Genomic DNA, 17,635 nt, shown 5'->3' with positions numbered 1-17,635 from the left:
GTCGCAATAGCAAAAAGATCAGAACAGTCCCGGCACTTCCCGTTGCGCCGCGCTCGGCCGGGCCGGGCGCAGCAGCTCGCGCCGGGCGGCGAGCCGCTGGCTCGTCTGACCGGTCGGGATCGGCGTGCAGACCTTGCCCGCGATGAAGTCGAGCGCCTGGCGCACCGAGGCTTCCTGCGGGTCGCCGAGCGGGTGACTGAGGTCGTCCCCGGCCTGGCAGGTGACCGGGATCGTGCCGGCAAGCCCGGTATAATAGTCGCCGCCGCCATTGGCGTTCTTCGTCGCGAAGGCGATCACGCGGAGCCGGTCGTCGCACTGGCTGCGGTCGATCGCGATCTGCCCGACCGGCTTGCCATAGGTGTTGGCGCCGACCAGCGCCATGTTCTGCTGAAAATAGGGCAGCTGCGAATTGATCGCGAGCTCGCTCGCGGATGCCGTGGCGCCGGTGCCGATGAACGCGATTCGCATCGCCGCGACCGACTGACCCTGCGCGCGGAAGAAGCGGGTTTCGTTCCTCGACGCCTTTTCCGGGCGGAAGACGGTGCGGTTCTGCACCTCCGTGGGAAAGCGCGCGCGGCCGAGCAGGTCGCCCAGCAACTGCGCGCTGTCGACCAGTCCGCCGCCATTGTAGCGCAGGTCGACGATCACGTCGGTGACGCCCGCCGCCTGGAATTGGCCGAACGCCGTCTTCAGCTGCGAATCGGCGGTGGTGATGAAGGTGCGCAGGTTCAGATAACCGATCCGGCGCCCGCCTTCGTCGATGATCTTGGCGCCATAGCGGCTCGAGACCGGCTGCAGCGAATAGTCGGCCTTGGTGATCGTGATCTCGCGCGTGCCCGCCGGGCCACTGAGGCGCAGCGTTCGCGTGACCCCGGCAGTGGCGGGACCGAGCGCGTCCGAGACGCCGCCGGTGCCGCTCGCCGCGATGATGTCGGACACCAGGCGCAGATTGCCCGTCTCGCCGATCGCGACGATCTCGTCGCCGCGGTCCATGCCGGCAGCGAAGGCCGGCGCGCCCTCGAAGCTCTCCGCGACAAACGCGCGCTGCTGCGCCGCGTCGGTTGAGAGCCGAAACCCGAACCCGGCGCTGGCGCCGGCATTGTAGAAGGCATCCTCCTCCTTGATCGAGGTCAGGTAGGTGAAGAAGCGGTCTCGCCCCTGGCCGCGCGCGGTCGCGGTCAGCGCGTCGATATAATCACCGACCGTCGCATAGGGGGTGGGATCGAGGCTAGCCGGCAGCGTCTCCGGGAACAGATACCATTCGTTGAGGACGCCGAACGCCCAGTTCTGGCGCGCCGACAGCGAGCATGCGCCGCTGGGCGAAGGGGCCGGCGAGGGGCCCCCGGCGATCGGCCCGCTCGCGGACCCGCCGCCACCACCGCCGCAACCGCTTAGGATTGCTGCCAAAGCAAGCAGCGCGCCGAAAGAACGCCAGCGCTTTACCACGCCAAAACTCCCCGCAAGTTCAGCGGGTTATACTGCGATTCGCGGCCGGGAACAAACGGAGTCTGGTCAGCCCCTCAGCGTTGCGCCCAGCTTGCCCGCTGCCGCTACGACCTTCGCCGAAAGCGCGGCCAGATCGTCGTCGGTCAGCGTCCGCTCGGCCGGTTGCAGCATCACTTCGACGGCCAGCGACTTGTGTCCGTCCGGCACGCCGGCGCCGGTGAAGACGTCGAACAGCCGCGCCGATGCGATCAGGCCCTTGTCGGCACCGCGGACCGCGCGGACCAGATCGGCCGCCGCCAGCGCGTCCGGCACCAGAAAAGCGAAATCGCGCGTGACCGGCTGCAGCGCCGGCGGCGTGTAGGCAGGGCGGATGCGCCCGCTCGCGCGCCTGGCCGGGATTGCGTCGAGGAAGATCTCGCCCGCCACCACCGCGCCCTCCAGGCCGAACGCCTTGACCAGCGACGGGTGAAGCGCGCCGAACTCGGCCAGCACCGCCTTGGGGCCGAGCCGGAGCGTGGCCGACTGGCCGGGATGATAGGCCGCCGAGGCATCGCCCATCACCTGCAGGTTCTCGACCGGGGCGCCCGCCGCCTCGAGCAGTGCCAGTGCTTGCGCCTTGCCGTCGAACGCGCCGAACGGCTGCGCCTTGCCGGCCTGCCAGTCGCGCGGAGTCTTGTCGCCAGCGAGCACGAAGCCGACCGTCGGTCGCTCGGCATCGCTGAGGTAGCGCCGGCCAAGCTCGAACAGCCGCACCGCCTTGGCGCCGCGATCCATGTTGCGCTGGGCCGAGCCGAGCAGGCCGGCGAGCAGCGACGGCCGCATCACCTTCATGTCCTCGCTGATCGGATTGGCGAGCGTCCAGGCGCCGCCGCCCAGCGCTTCCGCTTCCCTCTCGGAAATGAAGGTCCAGGTGATGGCCTCGTTCAGCCCGCGGGCGGCCGCCGTACGGCGCACGCGACGTTCGACCAGTTGCTCGGGCGTGGCGGTCGGGCGCGCAACGCCGTCCGCGCGCGGCAGCGGCGTCGACGGCACCTTGTCGATGCCGGCAATCCGCACGACTTCCTCGACCAGGTCGGCCGGTCCGTCCACGTCGCGCCGCCAGGTCGGCACGGTCACGGCCCATTCCGCGGAAACCTCGAAGCCCAGCCGCTCCAGGATCGCGCGCTGCTCGTCCGCGGGCACGTCGAGCCCGCCGAGCCGCAGGCACAGGGCGGGATCGTAGCTCACCACCTTGCGTTCAAGCGGCGGCTGGCCCGCGCGGGTCACCGCGCTTGGCGTGCCGCCGCAATGCTCGGTGACCAGCCAGGTCGCGATCGCGATTCCCTGATCGAGGAAAGCGGGATCGACGCCGCGCTCGAATCGCTGGCGCGCATCGCTGGTCAGGCCCAATTTCTGGCCGGTGCGCGCGATGTGTTCCGGGGTGAAATAGGCGCACTCGATCAGCACGTCGGTCGTCGTCTCCGACACGCCCGAATGCTCGCCGCCCATGATGCCGCCGATGTCGTGGACGGCGGCGTCGTCGGCGATCACCGTCATCGTCTCGTCGAGCGTGTAGGTCTTGCCGTTGAGGGCCAGCACCTGCTCGCCCGGCTCGGCCCGTCGGGCCACCAGGGGGCCGGACAGCTTTGCGCGATCATAGACGTGCAGCGGTCGCCCGAGATCGATCGACACGAAGTTGGTGATGTCGACCAGCACCGAAATCGGCTTCTGGCCGATCGCCTTCAGCTTCTTCTGCATCCAGGCCGGCGACGCGCCATTGGCGACGCCGGAGACGGCCTGGGCATAGAAGGCGGGGCAGCCTTCCGGATCGTCGGTGCGCACCGCCGGCGCGGGGTCGCTGCCCTCGACCGGGTCCAGCGAAGCCATGCGATAGACCTCGCCGAGCGGCTTCAGCGTGCCAAGGCCGGCCGCCGCCAGGTCGCGGGCGATGCCGCGCACGCCCATGCAGTCCTGCCGGTTGGGCGTGACCGAGACGTCGATCATCGGATCGTCCAGCCCCGCCCATTCCGCGAAGGCGGCGCCCACCGGCGCGTCGGCGGCAAGCTCGATGATCCCGTCATGCTCGTCGCCCAGCTCCAGCTCGCGCACCGAGCACATCATGCCGCGGCTCTCGACCCCGCGGATCGCCGCGACCTTCAGCGTGATGCCGCTGCCCGGCACATAGGCGCCGGGCGCGCCGAACACGCCGACCAGCCCCGCGCGCGCATTGGGCGCGCCGCAGACGACCTGCACCGGGCCCCCAGGGTAATCGGCGCCGGCATCGACCGAGAGCACCTGCAATTTGTCGGCCTGCGGATGGCGTTCGGCGGTGAGGACCTTCGCGATCCTGAACGGCGCCAGCGTTTCGGCCGGATTCTCGATGCCTTCGACCTCCAGCCCGATCCGCGTCAGCGTCTCGACGACCTGATCGAGTCCCGCCTTGGTCTCGAGATGCTCCTTCAGCCAGGAGAAAGTGAACTTCATGCGCCCACTCCTCCGCTCAAGGTGGGCACATCCAGCGCCGCGAACCCGTAGTGCCGCAGCCAGCGCAGATCGCCGTCGAAGAAAGCGCGCAGATCGTCCATTCCGTATTTGAGCATCGCGAGGCGGTCGACCCCGACGCCGAACGCGAAGCCGCTATATTCGTCGGGATCGAGACCGCAGGCCCGGATCACGCGCGGGTGGACCATGCCGGAGCCGAGCAGCTCCATCCAGCCCTCGCTGCCGCCCAGGATGCGCCGTCCGTTGGTCCAGGTGAAGCCGACGTCCACCTCGGCGGAAGGCTCGGTGAACGGGAAATAGCTGGGACGAAGGCGCAGCACGATGTCGTCCCGCTCGAAGAACGCCTTCAGGAACGTCTCCAGCGTCCATTTGAGATGGCCAAGATGGATGCCGCGGTCGATCACCAGCCCCTCGATCTGGTGGAACATCGGCGTGTGCGTCGCATCGCTGTCGGAGCGATAGACGCGGCCCGGCGCGATGATGCGGATCGGCGGCTGCTGGCTCTGCATGGTCCGGATCTGGACCGGCGAGGTGTGGGTGCGCAGCAGCTTGGAGCCTGCCGCGGACTCCGATCCGGGGTCCGGGAAATAGAAGGTGTCGTGCATCGCCCGCGCCGGATGCGTCTCCGGAATGTTGAGCGCGGTGAAATTGTGCCAGTCGTCCTCGATCTCGGGGCCGGTCGCGACGGCGAAGCCCATGTCAGCGAAGATTTCGGCGAGCTCGTCCATCACCTGGGAAACCGGATGCACCGATCCGCGCGGAGTGTCGGGGGCGGGAAGGCTGAGGTCGACGCGCTCGGCCGCGAGCCGCGCTTCCAGCGCCGCGCCTTCCAGGGCCGCCTTGCGCGCCGCGATCGCCGCCGAGACGGCCTCCCGCAGCCCGTTGATCCGAGGCCCTTCGCTCTGGCGCTGCTCCGGGGTCATGCCGCCCAAGGTCTTCAGCAGCGCCGTCACCTGACCCTGCTTGCCGAGCAGGCGCACGCGTTCCGCCTCCACGGTGTCCAGGCTTGCTGCCGCGCCGATCGCGCCCAGCGCCTCGGCTTGCAATTGTGCAATGTCGGTCATCGGCGGACCCCAAAGCAAATGGGAACCGGCGGCGCAAGCGGTGCGTCTCGCGGCTTGCTGTTTGCTGACGAACCGATTCGGGGCCGGTTCAGGGCGAATCGCACAAAACAGACCCGTCCAATAAGGAGGACAGTAATGCGTAAGTTGATTGTTTCTGCCCTGATGGCCGCGACGATCCTGCCGGCCGGCACGGCCCTCGCCCAGTCCCCGCGTGAGATCCGCAAGGATCAGCGCGACATCCGCCAGGAGCAGCGGGAGCTTCGCGACGCGCAGCGCTATGGCACGCGGGCGGACGTGCGCGAGCAGCGCCGCGATGTGCGCGAGGCCCGGCGCGAGCTGCGCGAGGACTGGCGCGACTATCGCCGCGACCACCGCGCCGTCTATACGCTGCCGCGCTATTACGCGCCGCGTGGCCATGTCTATCGCCCGGTCCGCGTCGGCGTGGCGATCGCGCCGGCCTTCTACAGCCAGCGTTACTGGATCGCCGATCCGTACCGCTATCGCCTGCCGCGCCCGGCCGCCAACCAGCGCTGGATCCGCTACGGCAACGACGTGCTGCTGATCAACGCGCGCAACGGCCGCGTGATTCAGGTGATCAACGGCTTCTTCTACTAAGCAGCCGTTCGCGGCCCGGAGCCCCTCGCTCCGGGCCGCATTTCCCTCTTTCCGTTTCCGCTTCCGCTGTTCTATAGGTGCAACACAGTCCTTCAGCGGAGACCTTGATGCGCCTTGCCCTTCTGATCGCTTCCGTCGCTCTCGCCCTGCCGGCGGTCGCGCCCGCTCAGCCGGCGGCATCCGCCGCCCAGCCCGTGGCCGACTACAACGCGCAGCTGCTGAAGCTCTTCCACGACAGCGACGAAGCCCAGCTGAAGCTCAATCCGCTGAGCGCAATCTTCCGCGGCGACATGCGCTATGCCGACCGGCTCGGCGATTACGGCAGCGACGCCTATTACAATGCCTCGCGCGCCGCCGCCGAAAGCGACCTGAAGAATCTGCACGCGATCCCGCGCGACAAGCTCACGCCGACCAACCAGATTGCCTATGACGTGTTCGAGTGGCAGACCAAGGACACGCTGAAGGGCCTGTCGCCGGACATGCTGGCGCTGACGGCGGTTCGCCCGATCGACCATTTCTTCGGCTTCCACGTCTTCTACCCGACCTTCGCGTCGGGCCAGGGCGCGGCGCCGTTCAAGACGGTTGCGGATTATGAGAACAACCTGAAGCGGCACCGCGACTATATCGCGCTGATCGACCGCGCGATCATGCGTTTCCGGGCGGGCATGAAATCAGGCGTTGTCCAGCCGAAGCTCGTGGTCAACAACGTGATCGAGCAGCTCGACACCCAGATCAAGCAGGGCGTCGAGGGATCGACCTTCTACGGGCCGGTGACGAAGTTTCCCGAAGGAATCTCGGCCGCCGACCAGGCGCGGCTGAAGACCGAATATGCGGCCATCATACGCGACGGCATCATCCCCGCCGACATCCGTCTGCGCGACTTCCTGAAGAACGAATATCTCCCGGTCGCGCGCGACGGCGAGGGGCTGAAATACATGCCCGGCGGCGACAAGCTCTACGCCTATCTGATCGAGACCAACACGACGCTGCCGCTGACGGCGGACTATGTGCACAATCTCGGCCTGTCCGAAGTGGCGCGCATCAAAGGCGAGATGGAGGCGATCAAGACCCAGGTCGGCTTCAAGGGGACGCTGAACGAGTTCTTCGAGTCGCTCCGGACCGATCCCAAATTCCAGCCGGCCAGCCGCGAGGCCTATACCCAGCTCTTCTACGACATCGGCAAGCGCGTCGACGCGCGCGTGCGCGAGCAATTCTCGACGATCCCGAAGACGCCGCTCGAAATCCGGCCCTATGAGGCCTATCGCGAAAAGACCCAGGCCGGCGGCTCCTACGAACCGGGATCGCCCGACGGCAAGCGCCCCGGCGTCTTCTATTTCAACGCCTATGACCTGCCATCGCGCCGGACATGGGGCGCGGAGACGCTGTTCCTGCACGAAGGCGTGCCGGGCCACCATTTCCAGATCGCGCTGGCGCAGGAGAATGCGGCGCTCCCCGCTTTCATGCGCTTCGGCGGCAACACCGCCTATGCCGAGGGCTGGGGGCTCTACGCCGAGACGCTGTGGAAGGAGCTCGGCATGGAAACCGATCCCTATCAGCGTTTCGGCGGGCTTAATGACGAGATGCTGCGCGCGATGCGGCTGGTCGTGGACACCGGCATCCACTCCAAGGGCTGGCACCGCGATCAGGCGATCGACTATATGCTCGCCAACTCCGGCATGAGCCGCACCGAGGCGACGGCCGAGGTCGAGCGCTACATTGCGATTCCCGGCCAGGCGCTCGCCTACAAGATCGGCGCGCTCACCATCCAGCGGCTGAAGGCGAAGGCGATGAAGGAGCTCGGGCCGAAGTTCGACCCGCGCGAATTCCACGCCCAGGTGCTGATGACCGGCGCGCTGCCGATGGAAGTGCTCGAAAAGAAGATCGACACCTGGATCGCCGCGAAGAAGGCGGCCTGATCGACTCCGCCGCCGACTCGCCGCCGTTCGCTCGAAACGAGCGGCGGTCGAGTCCCTAGGCCAGGGCCTCCGCGATCAGCTTGCGGGTATTGTCGATTCCGTAGAGCGCGATGAAGCTGCCCATGCGCGGGCCTTGGGCGGAGCCGAGCAGCGTTTCGTACAGCGCCTTGAACCAGTCGCGCAGTTGCTCGAACCCGCCCTCGTTGCCGATCGCATAGACGATGTTCTGGATCTCCTCCGCCTTCGCCTCGGCCGGCAGCGCCGCCAGCTCGCGGTCGAGCCGTTCCAGCGCCGCCACCTCGACGCCTTCCGGCTTGCGGCGCTTCAGCGTCGGCGCGACGAAATCGCGGTTATAGGCGAGCGCGCGGCCGATCAGCTTGCCGAGCTCCGGATAACGCTCCGGCGAGGCGTTCTCCACATAATTGCCGAGATAGCCCCAGACCTGCTCCTTGGTCGCATCCGCCCCCATCACGCCGACGAGGTTCAGCAGCAGCCCGAACGTCACCGGTAGCGGCTCCGATGGCACCTGGCCGTCATGGATATGATGGACCGGATTGCCCAACTGCTGCTCGACCGGCTGGGCCGGATAGTTGGCGCGGAACTGGAAATAATCGTCCACCGCGCGCGGGATCACGCCCATGTGCAGCTGCTTCGCCTTCTTCGGCTCGCGATAGGCGAAGAAGGCCAGGCTCTCCTCCGGCCCATAGGTCAGCCATTGTTCCAGGCTCAGGCCGTTGCCCTTCGACTTGGAGATCTTCTCGCCCTTCTCATCGAGGAACATTTCGTAGTTGAAGCCCTCGGGCGGGCGTCCGCCCAGCACGCGCGCGATCTTGCCGGACTGGATCGTCGAATCGATCAGGTCCTTGCCCGACATCTCGTAATCGACGTCCAGCGCGACCCAGCGCGCCGCCCAGTCGACCTTCCACTGCAGCTTGGCGCGGCCGCCGAACACTGACTGCTCGATCGTCTCGCCTTCGTCCTCGAAGCGGATCAGGCCCTGCGCCGGGTCGATCACTTCCACGGGCACCTGCAGCACCACGCCCGACTTGGGGCTGACCGGCAGCACCGGCGAATAGGTCGCCCGCCGCTCCGCGCGGAGCGTCGGCAGCATCACGTCCAGAATCGCCTGATACCGTTCCAGCACCGTCCGCAGGATCGGATCGAACCGGCCGGAGGCATAGTATTCGGTCGAGCTGGCGAATTCGTACTCGAAGCCGAACCGGTCGAGAAATTGGCGCAGCATCGCATTATTGTGATGCGCGAACGATTCGAACTTGCCGAACGGATCAGGGATGCGGGTCAGCGGCTTGCCAAGATACTCCCGCAGCATGTCCTGGTTCGGCACATTGTCGGGCACTTTCCTCAGGCCATCCATGTCGTCGGAAAAGGCGATCAGCCTGGTCGGCACGTCCGACAGCGCGTGAAAGGCGTTGCGCACCATCGTCGTGCGCAGCACTTCGTTGAACGTGCCGATGTGCGGCAGGCCCGAGGGGCCATAGCCGGTCTCGAACAGCACATAGCCTTTGGCGGGCGGGCCGTTCTCGACCCGTTTCAGCAGCTTGCGCGCTTCCTCGTAAGGCCAGGCCTTGGAAGTCATTGCGGCGGCGCGCACGTCACTCACTTGTGTTGCCCTTTCGTTCCGGCAAGCGATATGGAGGGGAGATGGCGCTCCCTTTGCCCTATCCCGCGCTGCACGCAAGCCATGCCGGCATCTGGATCGCGACTCCGGACGGCGAGGCGCGGGCGGTCGGGCGCGGGGAGGCGATCGGGCGAGCGTCGGACACGCCGATGATCCTGCTGAACGCGCCGCTCGTCGCCGCCCGACTCGGCTATCCGGAGCTGTCGGGGCTGGACCTGCTGGAGCTGTTCGCGTTCGTGCATCCGGCGCGCTTTACGGTGCCGACGGCGAAGGGCCTAGCCCGCGCCATCGGCCTCGCGCCGCCCGCCGACGATGCGAGCGCCGCCACTTTCCTGCTTCGCGCCGCCGGGACGCTGCTTTCGCGGATGGAGGCGCCGGACTGGCACGAGCGCGAAGGGGCATGGACCTCGGCCCAATCGCTCGGCCGGCTGCGCTGGCCCTGGGCGGCGGCGGTGTCGCGCGCCGTCGCGCGGCCGGAGCGGCAGGAGCGCTGGCTGTTCGCGCGGCTGCCCGAATGGGAGGAAAAGCCGCCGCGCTCACCGCCGCGCACGATTCATGTCCCGCCCGCCGCCGCCGCCGACCGCCTCGACGAGCTGACCGGCCACGGCGCGGAGGCGCGGCCCGGCCAGCGCGCCTATGCCGAAGCTGCCGCCGCCGCCTTTGGACCGCGCGCATCCAATGATTCGCCCACTTTGCTGCTGGCGGAGGCGGGCACCGGGATCGGCAAGACCCTTGGCTATCTCGCCCCGGCCTCGCTCTGGGCGCAGGAAGCGGACGGCGCGGTCTGGGTCTCCACCTTCACCAAAGCGCTGCAACGTCAATTGGATCGCGAAGGCGAGAAGCTGTTCCCCGACCCGCGCACGCGCCGCGACAAGATGGTCGTGCGCAAGGGGCGGGAGAATTACCTGTGCCTGCTGAACCTGGAGGACGCGCTGCAGGGCGGCTTCGGCGGCCGCGCGGCGATCCTGGCGCAGCTCGTCGCGCGCTGGGCCGCTTATTCCAAGGACGGCGACATGGTCGGAGGCGACCTGCCGGGCTGGCTGCCGACCCTGTTCCGCCGCAACGGCTCGACCGCACTGACCGACCGGCGCGGCGAATGCGTCTTCGCCGGCTGCCCGCATTACCGCAAGTGTTTCATCGAGCGTGCGTCGCGGGCCAGCGCCGACGCGGAGATCGTCGTCGCCAACCACGCGCTGGTGATGGTCAACGCCGCGCGCGGGCGGGAAGCGGCGAATCGCCCGACCCGGCTGATCTTCGATGAAGGCCATCATCTGTTCGAAGCCGCCGATTCGATGTTCTCGACCGCGCTGACGGGGCAGGAAGCGATCGAGCTGCGCCGTTGGGTGACTGGCCCGGAAGGCAGCGCGCGCGGCCGCCGGCGCGGGCTCGCCGCGCGGCTGTCGGACGTCGCCAGCTATGACGAGGAAGGCGCCCGCGCCATTGCCGCTGCGTCCAACGCAGCGCAGGCTTTGCCGTCGGACCAGTGGCTCCAGCGTTTGGGCGAAGGCCAGCCCTTCGGCGCGATCGAGGCCTTGCTGGCCGCGGTGCGCGGCACCGTTTACGCGCGCGCCGCCAGCGAAGATGCCGGCTATGGGCTGGAGACCGAGCTGGTCGATCCCGACGGCGCCCTTGTCGAGGCGGCGGGCAACGCCGCGGCGGCGCTGGAGGCGCTGCACCGGCCTTTGGTCCAGCTCGGCCGGCGGCTGGAGGCGGTTCTGACCGACGCGCCCGATTGGCTCGACGGCCAGGCGCGGGCGCGGATCGAAGGCGCGGTCATGAGCCTCGGCTGGCGGATCGACACGCTCGCCGGCTGGATCGCGCTGCTCGGGCGTGTCGGCGGGCCGGCGGACCCGGATTTCGTCGACTGGCTCGCGGTCGATCGCGCCGAGGGGCGTGAGTACGACGTCGGCCTTCACCGCCACTGGCTCGACCCGACCCGCCCGCTTGCCGAGTTGGTGCTGAAACCCGCGCACGGGGTGATCGTCACATCGGCGACACTGTCGAACGGCGACTGGGCCGCCGCCGAGGCGCGGTCGGGTGCTCTCCACCTGCCGCGCCCGCCGCTCCGCTTCGAAGCGCCGAGCCCGTTCGACTATGCCGGGCAGGCCGAGGTGCTGATCGTCACCGATGTGAAGAAGGGCGACATTCCCCAGCTGAGCGGTGCCTATGCGAGCCTGATCGCGGCGGCGGGCGGCGGCGCGCTCGGCCTGTTCACCGCGATCCGTCGCCTCCGCGCGGTCCATGCCCGCATCGCCGACCGGCTCGCGCGAGACGGGCTGCCGCTCTTTGCCCAGCATGTCGATCCGATCGACACCGGCACGCTGGTGGATATCTTCCGCGACGATCCCCATGCCAGCCTGCTCGGCACAGACGCGCTGCGCGACGGCGTCGACGTGCCCGGCCATTCGCTGCGGCTGGTGGTGATGGAAGGGGTGCCCTGGTCAAAACCCACCGTGCTCCACGCCGCGCGCAAGCTGGCCCAGGGCGGCAGCGCCTATGAGGACCGTATGGTGCGCGCGCGACTCGCCCAGGCATTCGGGCGGCTGATCCGTCGCGCCGACGATCGCGGCGCGTTCGTGCTGGTGTCGAGCGCGATGCCGTCCCGCCTGCTCACAGCCTTTCCCGCGGGCACCCCGATCCGCCGCGTCACGCTCGCCGAAGCGGTCGAGCGCGTGCAGACGCGGCTTTCCTCCGCCCCGGTTTCCGGGCATTCGGGCCGGGAGGATGTGCTGACGGGGGGATCATGAGAACACTCACCCTGCTGCGCCACGCGAAATCGGGCTGGGACGATCCGGTGCAGCGCGATTTCGATCGGCCGCTGAACCAGAAGGGCAAGCGCGCGGCGCGGACGATGGGCGAGCATTGCCGGCGCGAGGGGCTGGCCTGGGATCATGTCGTTTCCTCGCCCGCCGTGCGCTGCGTGGAGACGCTGGACGCGTTCTGGGAAGGTTACGGCCGCACGCTGAAGCCGGTCTGGGATCGCCGCGTCTATCTGGCCTCCTGCGTGCATCTGCTCGACGTGCTGAACGAAGCCCCGGCCCAGGCCCGGCACCTGCTGCTGTGCGGCCACAATCCGGGCATGGAAGACCTGGCCCTGATGCTCACGCCCGATGACGGCGACGCGATCCGCGATTCGGTCGAGGACAAATTCCCGACCGGCAGCATTGCGGTGCTGGCGTTTGGGGGAGAGTGGGGGGACCTAGCGGCGCGGGGTGCGCGGCTGGAGACATTCGTGCGGCCGCGAGACCTTGATCCGGCGCTGGGGCCGGATCAGAGCTGAAGCACAACGACTGTAATGGGTGGTTACCGGACCAATCACCTCTCCCATAGGGAGAGGTCGAGTCAGCGCTTGCGCTGACCGGGTGAGGGGTCTGGGCCTCTCCACGAAGTCCTGGTCCCCTCACCCCGCTCGCGGCGGAGCCGCGAGTCGCCCTCTCCCATGGGAGAGGGGCCGCAATGGGTCGAAAGCAGATGTGACCGCTATGCGGCGTCTTCTTCCAGAGCCTCCGCCAGCATCGCGCGGATTCGCTTCAGTTCGGCCAATGAGGGAGTGGTGGCGTCCTGCTCCGGCGATGCTTCAGGAGTTCGCTCCTCCAGCAGCTTCTGGACGCCTTTGATCGTATAGCCTTCGCGGTTCAGCAGCCGATCGATCCGCTTTGCCAGCGCGACGTCGGCGGGGCGGTAATAGCGGCGGTTGCCGGCCCGCTGCAGCGGGCGGAGCTGGGGAAAGCGGGTTTCCCAATAGCGTAGGATGTGCTGCGGAAGGCCCAATTCCTCGGCGAGTTCGCCGATGGTGCGGAACGCGTCTTCCGATTTTGTCATTTGCTGAGCCGAGCGCTCACCCCTCGACGATGCGGTCGCGCAGCATCTGGCTGGCGCGGAAGGTCAGCACGCGGCGCGGCGCGATCGGCACTTCGACGCCCGTCTTCGGGTTGCGGCCGATGCGCTCGCCCTTGTCGCGCAGCACGAAGCTGCCGAAGCCGGAGATCTTCACATTCTCTCCGTGCGACAGCGCCTCGCACATATGGGCGAGGATGCGCTCGACGATGCCGGCGGATTCCGCCCGCGACAGGCCGACCTGCCGGTGCAGCGATTCGGCCAGGTCGGCCCTGGTCAACGTCCCGGCGCCGGTGCGGATCATCGGATCGGCCTCAGCCATAAGAGTCCCCCTCTAACCTTATCCACAGGAAACCCGATTCCGGGTCCGAAATCAATGCGCACACGTTAATTATCAGAAGCGCAGCACCGACGCACCCCAGGTAAATCCGCCGCCCATCGCTTCCAGCACCAGCACGTCGCCGGGCTTGACCCGCCCATCCTTGACAGCGGTATCGAGCGCGAGCGGCACGGACGCCGCCGACGTGTTCGCATGCTGGTCGACGGTGATCACGACCTTGCCGGGCTCCATGCCCAGCTTCTTCGCGGTCGCGTCGAGGATGCGGGCATTGGCCTGGTGCGGCACCACCCAGTCGACGTCGGACGCCTCGAGCCCCGCGGCGGCAAGCGCCTCGTTCATCACCGCGGCCAGGTTCACGACCGCGTGGCGGAACACTTCGCGGCCTTTCATCCTGAGCTTGCCGACCGTCCCCGTGGTGGACGGCCCGCCATCGACATACAGCAGGTCGTTGTGCCGCCCGTCGGCGTGCAGCCGGGTCGCGAGCACGCCGCGCTCGCCCTCCTCGGCGCCCAGCACGATCGCGCCGGCGCCGTCGCCGAACAGCACGCAGGTCGCCCGGTCCTCCCAGTCGAGGATGCGGCTGAACGTCTCCGATCCGATCACCAGCGCCGTCTCGGCAGAGCCCGCGCGAATCATGCTTTCGGCGACTGACAGCGCGTAGAGGAAGCCGGAGCAGACCGCCGCCACGTCGAACGCGACGCAATCCGGGATGTTGAGTGCGGCCTGCACGCTGGTCGCGCTGGACGGGAAGGTCTGGTCCGGCGTCGCCGTCGCGAGCACGATCAGGTCGACGTCGCGCGGCTCCAGCCCGGCCGCGTCGAGCGCCGCGCGCGCGGCGTCGGTCGCCAGCGTGACGGTCGTCTCGCCCTCGCCGGCGATGTGGCGGAAGCGGATGCCGGTGCGCTCGACGATCCATTCGTCGCTGGTGTCGACCTGGGCCGCCAGCTCCTGGTTGGAGACGCACCGCTTCGGCAGGGCCGAGCCGGTGCCGAGGATGGCCGCGCGCCGGGTCACTTGGCCGCCGCCGCTTCGGGGTGGCGCGCGTGCAGCCGCTCCAGGTCCTCGGCGATCCGCCGCGCGATCGAGGCGCGCGCGAGCTTCGCCGCCACGCCGATCGCGTTGGCGATGCCGCCCATGTCGGCGCCGCCATGGCTTTTCACGACAATGCCGTTCAGACCCAGGAAGACGGCGCCGTTATGGTTGTTCGGGTCGAGATGCGTCTTCAGCATGTGAAAGGCGGGGCGCGACAGCACGAAGCCCGCCTTGGACCTGAGCGAGCTGGTGAAGGCGCGGCGCAGCAGGTCGGTGATGAAGCGGGCAGTGCCCTCGACCGACTTCAGCGCGATGTTGCCGGTGAAGCCGTCGGAGACGATCACGTCGGCCTCGCCGCGGCCGAGCCGGTCGGCCTCAATATTCCCCTCGAACGACAGCGGCAGGTGCGACGCGTCGCGCAGCATCGCCGCCGCTTCCTTCACTTCGTCGGTGCCCTTCAGCTCTTCCTCGCCGATGTTGAGCAGCCGCACGCGCGGGCGCTCCAGCCCCATCACGATGCGGGCATAGGCGGCGCCCATCACCGCGAACTCGACCAGGTTGTTGGCGTCGCACTCGGTGTTGGCGCCGAGGTCCAGCATCACGAGGTCGTTGTCGCCGAGCGTCGGCAGCAGCGCCGCCAGCGCCGGCCGGTCGATGCCGGGCAGCGTGCGCAGCGCCAGCTTCGACATCGCCATCAGCGCGCCGGTGTTGCCGCCCGACAGCGCGGCGTCGGCGCGGCCCTGCTTCACCGCGTCGATGGCCAGGCCCATCGACGTGGTTTTGGCGCGGCGGAGGGCCTGGCTCGGCTTGTCGGTGCCGGCGATGACTTCGGGGGCGTGGAGGATCTCCGACGCCGCTTTCAGCGCCGGGTGGGGCGCCAGCGCGGCGGCGATCGCCGCCTCGTTGCCGACCATCAGGAATTTGAGGCGCGGGTCCAGCGACAGGGCGCGCGCGGCGCCTTCGGCCGTGACCGCCACGCCCGCGTCGCCGCCCATCGCATCGATGGCGATTCGCGGCGTGTCAGTCATGCTGCTGGTCGTCCCGCGCTTGCGCTGCGCGGTCAGGCGTCGACCGAGACGATCTCGCGGCCATTATAGTGGCCGCACGCGCTGCACAGATTGTGCGGCAGCTTCAGCTCGCCGCAATTCGGGCATTCCTGAAACGCCGTGACCTTCAGCGCGTCGTGGCTGCGGCGCATGTTGCGCTTCGAGGGCGACGTTTTTCTCTTCGGCACTGCCATGACGGCACCTGTTCCAATCTTTCACAAACTGACAAACCCGACAGGCGGCCGTCATTCAGGAATGCGGCATCAAGCCGCGGACCACACAACTGTCGCGAGCGAGCGGGCGCATATATCGGATTCGCCCGCCGTTGCAAGCACTCGTGGCCCGTGGCAGCCTCCGGTCAAAGGGGAGGCAGGACGATGATATTGCCGATTACGCTCACCATCGCGGGCGCCGCCGCGCTGATCAACGTCTGGCTCGGCTGGCGCGTCGGCCAGCGGCGGATCTCCGAAAAGGTCTCGATCGGCGACGGCGGCAACGAGCGGCTGACTGCGCGGATGCGCGCGCACGCCAATTTCGCCGAATACACGCCATTCGTGCTGATCCTGATCGGCCTGATCGAGTTCGCCGCGGGCACCACGATCTGGCTGTGGGCGGTGGGTGCGATCTATCTCCTCGCCCGAATCGCGCACGCTTTCGGCATGGACCGCACCGGCCGCAATCCGCTGCGGGGGCTCGGCATCCTGGTCACAATGCTGACTCTCGCCGGCCTCGGCCTCTACGCCGTCGCGATCCCGCAACTCGCCCCGCAGGCCCACGGCGGCGGCGCGCGCGTGATCGACGCGGGCTAGCCGTCCCACTCGATCGCGCGCGGACGGTGGTTGTCGTCCAGCGCGACGAAGGTGAACAGGCCTTCGGTGACCTTGACCTGCTCGGCGCCGCGGGCGCGGTCGGCGATCACTTCGATGCGGATCCCCATCGAGGTGCGGCCGCGGCGCTCGACCTGCGCATAGACCGAGATGATGTCCTGCAGCAGGATCGGCGCGATGAAGGTCATCGCCTCGATCGCGACGGTCGCGACCGGCCCGTCCGCGGCGCGCGAGGCGACCACGCCGCCGGCGATGTCCATCTGGGAAAGCACCCAGCCGCCGAAGATGTGCCCGTTCGAGTTGATGTCGCCGGGTCGCGGCGCCACCCGCAGGGTCGGTTCAGGCGAGTCGGTCTTCATCATCGTCTTTCGAATAATCCTGGATCTGGTCGTCATGGCCGGTGCCCGAGCTCAGGAAGACGAGCCCCATCAGCGCCGCCGCCAGCAGCACCGACAGAAACACGCCGCCGGCGGTGAAGACCAGGAACGGCCAGGGCAGCGGCCCGCGCGTCACCGACAGCACCGTCAACGCGGCCGCCGTCGTCACCAGCGCCGCCAGCGCCATCCACATCATCAACCGCCGGTATCGGCTCCAGGCGAATCGCGCATAATCGGGATCGGACAGGTCGGGCTTGCGTTCGGCCATCGATGCCCCCTTGCGGCGGCGCCCGCGGAACATCAAGGTCCTGACCAGACCGTTAGCTGAGGAGTCCGGCCATGACGATCGCGGCGATTCTGAAAGGACGGGAGGGCCAGGTCATCAGTATCGGCGGCACCGCCAAGGTGTCCGATGCGATCGCGCTGCTGGCGGGCAGGCGAATCGGGGCGCTGCCGGTGGTCGAGGGCAACCGGGTGCTCGGCATCTTTTCCGAACGCGACGTGATCTACTGCCTGGCGAGCGCCGGCGCGGCCGCGCTCGACCGGCCGGTCGCCGAGGTGATGACCAGGCCCGCCCATACGGTGGCGCCGAATCACACCGTGCTCGGCGCGCTGTCGCTGATGACTCAGCGCCGATTCCGCCATTTGCCGGTGGTGGACGGCGATTCGCTGGTCGGAATCGTGTCGATCGGCGACCTGGTGAAGCACCGGATCGACAAGATCGAGGCCGAGGCCGAGGCGATGCGCGAATATATCCAGACCGCCTGATCCGGGGCCGGGAATCGGCGCCCAACGCGCGCATACGCGCACGCGTCTATAGAAGCCGGGGTTGCAGGCCGCCGCGAAAGCCCCATATCGGGCTTCGGACGGCGCCGGGAACGCCGATCCGCAACCCCGTCACAAAAAATGCAAAATCGCTGTTGACGGGGGGAAAAGCCCCACATATATGCCCGCTCACCGCAGCGACGCGGGCCACACGGCCCCCACTGATGCGGTCGCAAGAAAGCAGGACGCC

The 17,635-nt window shown here is 68.3% G+C and carries 17 protein-coding genes; 6 read left to right on the top strand and 11 right to left on the bottom strand.

What is annotated here, in order from left to right:
* Nucleotides 1-18: 18 nt before the first annotated feature.
* The 3 genes from GON01_RS06300 to pheS form a co-directional block, all read right to left on the bottom strand.
* Nucleotides 19-1,446 carry a S41 family peptidase gene (locus tag GON01_RS06300; RefSeq protein ID WP_309503784.1) on the bottom strand — a complete coding sequence of 476 codons (1,428 nt, stop codon included), beginning with the start codon at nt 1,444-1,446 and terminating at the stop codon, nt 19-21.
* Between the two features lie 66 nt (nt 1,447-1,512).
* Nucleotides 1,513-3,909, bottom strand: coding sequence for a phenylalanine--tRNA ligase subunit beta (pheT, locus tag GON01_RS06295; RefSeq protein ID WP_157026531.1), 2,397 nt, complete (start codon nt 3,907-3,909; stop codon nt 1,513-1,515).
* Nucleotides 3,906-4,991: a phenylalanine--tRNA ligase subunit alpha gene (gene pheS / locus GON01_RS06290; RefSeq protein ID WP_157026530.1), complete on the bottom strand. Its 1,086-nt coding sequence runs from the start codon at nt 4,989-4,991 to the stop codon at nt 3,906-3,908. The genes pheT and pheS overlap by 4 nt, the downstream gene beginning before the upstream one ends.
* 135 nt (nt 4,992-5,126) lie before the next feature.
* Here pheS and GON01_RS06285 point away from each other — a divergent pair, with 135 nt between their 5' ends.
* Both GON01_RS06285 and GON01_RS06280 read left to right on the top strand, forming a co-directional pair.
* Entirely contained in the window at nt 5,127-5,606 is a 480-nt protein-coding gene (locus GON01_RS06285) for an RcnB family protein (RefSeq protein WP_157026529.1), read from the top strand.
* 107 nt (nt 5,607-5,713) lie between these two features.
* The gene (locus GON01_RS06280; RefSeq protein WP_157026528.1) at nt 5,714-7,522 is read left to right on the top strand and encodes a DUF885 domain-containing protein; all 1,809 of its coding nucleotides are present in this window, start codon (nt 5,714-5,716) and stop codon (nt 7,520-7,522) included.
* A 55-nt stretch (nt 7,523-7,577) separates the two neighbouring features.
* Here GON01_RS06280 and GON01_RS06275 read toward each other — a convergent pair whose 3' ends face one another.
* Nucleotides 7,578-9,119 (bottom strand): lysine--tRNA ligase, encoded by a 1,542-nt coding sequence (locus tag GON01_RS06275; protein WP_232328716.1) that lies wholly within the window; start codon nt 9,117-9,119, stop codon nt 7,578-7,580.
* A gap of 65 nt (nt 9,120-9,184) precedes the next feature.
* On the opposite strand from GON01_RS06275, the gene GON01_RS06270 reads away from it, so the two are divergent.
* Entirely contained in the window at nt 9,185-11,908 is a 2,724-nt protein-coding gene (locus GON01_RS06270) for an ATP-dependent DNA helicase (protein WP_157026526.1), read from the top strand.
* A complete protein-coding gene (locus GON01_RS06265) occupies nt 11,905-12,441 on the top strand; it encodes a SixA phosphatase family protein (RefSeq protein ID WP_157026525.1) in 537 nt (178 codons plus the stop codon). The genes GON01_RS06270 and GON01_RS06265 overlap by 4 nt, the downstream gene beginning before the upstream one ends.
* 200 nt (nt 12,442-12,641) lie before the next feature.
* Here the strand turns inward: GON01_RS06265 and GON01_RS06260 are convergent, their stop codons facing one another.
* The 5 genes from GON01_RS06260 to rpmF all read right to left on the bottom strand — a co-directional run bounded on the left by GON01_RS06260 (nt 12,642) and on the right by rpmF (nt 15,610).
* Entirely contained in the window at nt 12,642-12,983 is a 342-nt protein-coding gene (locus tag GON01_RS06260; RefSeq protein WP_157026524.1) for a MerR family transcriptional regulator, read from the bottom strand.
* A 16-nt stretch (nt 12,984-12,999) separates the two neighbouring features.
* Entirely contained in the window at nt 13,000-13,320 is a 321-nt protein-coding gene (locus GON01_RS06255) for an integration host factor subunit alpha (RefSeq protein WP_232328705.1), read from the bottom strand.
* 72 nt (nt 13,321-13,392) lie between these two features.
* The gene (locus GON01_RS06250) at nt 13,393-14,352 is read right to left on the bottom strand and encodes a beta-ketoacyl-ACP synthase III (RefSeq protein ID WP_181600206.1); all 960 of its coding nucleotides are present in this window, start codon (nt 14,350-14,352) and stop codon (nt 13,393-13,395) included.
* The gene (gene plsX, locus GON01_RS06245; protein WP_157026523.1) at nt 14,349-15,398 is read right to left on the bottom strand and encodes a phosphate acyltransferase PlsX; all 1,050 of its coding nucleotides are present in this window, start codon (nt 15,396-15,398) and stop codon (nt 14,349-14,351) included. The genes GON01_RS06250 and plsX overlap by 4 nt, the downstream gene beginning before the upstream one ends.
* A 32-nt stretch (nt 15,399-15,430) precedes the next feature.
* Entirely contained in the window at nt 15,431-15,610 is a 180-nt protein-coding gene (gene rpmF / locus GON01_RS06240) for a 50S ribosomal protein L32 (protein ID WP_157026522.1), read from the bottom strand.
* A gap of 183 nt (nt 15,611-15,793) precedes the next feature.
* On the opposite strand from rpmF, the gene GON01_RS06235 reads away from it, so the two are divergent.
* The gene (locus GON01_RS06235) at nt 15,794-16,225 is read left to right on the top strand and encodes an MAPEG family protein (RefSeq protein WP_157026521.1); all 432 of its coding nucleotides are present in this window, start codon (nt 15,794-15,796) and stop codon (nt 16,223-16,225) included.
* On the opposite strand, the gene GON01_RS06230 is transcribed toward GON01_RS06235, so the two are convergent.
* On the bottom strand, nt 16,222-16,602 hold the full coding sequence (locus GON01_RS06230) for an acyl-CoA thioesterase (protein ID WP_157026719.1): 381 nt from the start codon (nt 16,600-16,602) through the stop codon (nt 16,222-16,224). The genes GON01_RS06235 and GON01_RS06230 overlap by 4 nt on opposite strands.
* Complete coding sequence (locus GON01_RS06225) at nt 16,583-16,888, bottom strand: hypothetical protein (RefSeq protein WP_157026520.1); 306 nt, start codon at nt 16,886-16,888, stop codon at nt 16,583-16,585. Before GON01_RS06225 ends, GON01_RS06230 begins: the two co-directional genes overlap by 20 nt.
* Nucleotides 16,889-16,959: 71 nt before the next feature.
* Between GON01_RS06225 and GON01_RS06220 the strand changes: the two genes are divergently transcribed.
* Complete coding sequence (locus GON01_RS06220) at nt 16,960-17,388, top strand: CBS domain-containing protein (RefSeq protein WP_157026519.1); 429 nt, start codon at nt 16,960-16,962, stop codon at nt 17,386-17,388.
* Nucleotides 17,389-17,635 lie beyond the last annotated feature (247 nt).

Source organism: Sphingomonas horti, from assembly GCF_009753715.1.
Taxonomy (GTDB): domain Bacteria; phylum Pseudomonadota; class Alphaproteobacteria; order Sphingomonadales; family Sphingomonadaceae; genus Sphingomonas_B; species Sphingomonas_B horti.
The sequence above is the reverse complement of the archived record's forward strand: the minus strand, read 5'-3'. Positions and strand labels throughout refer to the sequence as shown.

Coding starts and splice junctions, on each gene's coding strand:
- GON01_RS06260 (WP_157026524.1), bottom strand. CDS start 12,983: ATGACAAAATCGGAAGACGCGTTCCGCACCATCGGCGAACTCGCCGAG.
- plsX (WP_157026523.1), bottom strand. CDS start 15,398: ATGACTGACACGCCGCGAATCGCCATCGATGCGATGGGCGGCGACGCG.
- GON01_RS06285 (WP_157026529.1), top strand. CDS start 5,127: ATGCGTAAGTTGATTGTTTCTGCCCTGATGGCCGCGACGATCCTGCCG.
- GON01_RS06280 (WP_157026528.1), top strand. CDS start 5,714: ATGCGCCTTGCCCTTCTGATCGCTTCCGTCGCTCTCGCCCTGCCGGCG.
- GON01_RS06225 (WP_157026520.1), bottom strand. CDS start 16,888: ATGGCCGAACGCAAGCCCGACCTGTCCGATCCCGATTATGCGCGATTC.
- GON01_RS06235 (WP_157026521.1), top strand. CDS start 15,794: ATGATATTGCCGATTACGCTCACCATCGCGGGCGCCGCCGCGCTGATC.
- pheT (WP_157026531.1), bottom strand. CDS start 3,909: ATGAAGTTCACTTTCTCCTGGCTGAAGGAGCATCTCGAGACCAAGGCG.
- GON01_RS06265 (WP_157026525.1), top strand. CDS start 11,905: ATGAGAACACTCACCCTGCTGCGCCACGCGAAATCGGGCTGGGACGAT.
- GON01_RS06275 (WP_232328716.1), bottom strand. CDS start 9,119: ATGACTTCCAAGGCCTGGCCTTACGAGGAAGCGCGCAAGCTGCTGAAA.
- pheS (WP_157026530.1), bottom strand. CDS start 4,991: ATGACCGACATTGCACAATTGCAAGCCGAGGCGCTGGGCGCGATCGGC.
- GON01_RS06270 (WP_157026526.1), top strand. CDS start 9,185: ATGGCGCTCCCTTTGCCCTATCCCGCGCTGCACGCAAGCCATGCCGGC.
- rpmF (WP_157026522.1), bottom strand. CDS start 15,610: ATGGCAGTGCCGAAGAGAAAAACGTCGCCCTCGAAGCGCAACATGCGC.
- GON01_RS06220 (WP_157026519.1), top strand. CDS start 16,960: ATGACGATCGCGGCGATTCTGAAAGGACGGGAGGGCCAGGTCATCAGT.
- GON01_RS06255 (WP_232328705.1), bottom strand. CDS start 13,320: ATGGCTGAGGCCGATCCGATGATCCGCACCGGCGCCGGGACGTTGACC.
- GON01_RS06230 (WP_157026719.1), bottom strand. CDS start 16,602: ATGAAGACCGACTCGCCTGAACCGACCCTGCGGGTGGCGCCGCGACCC.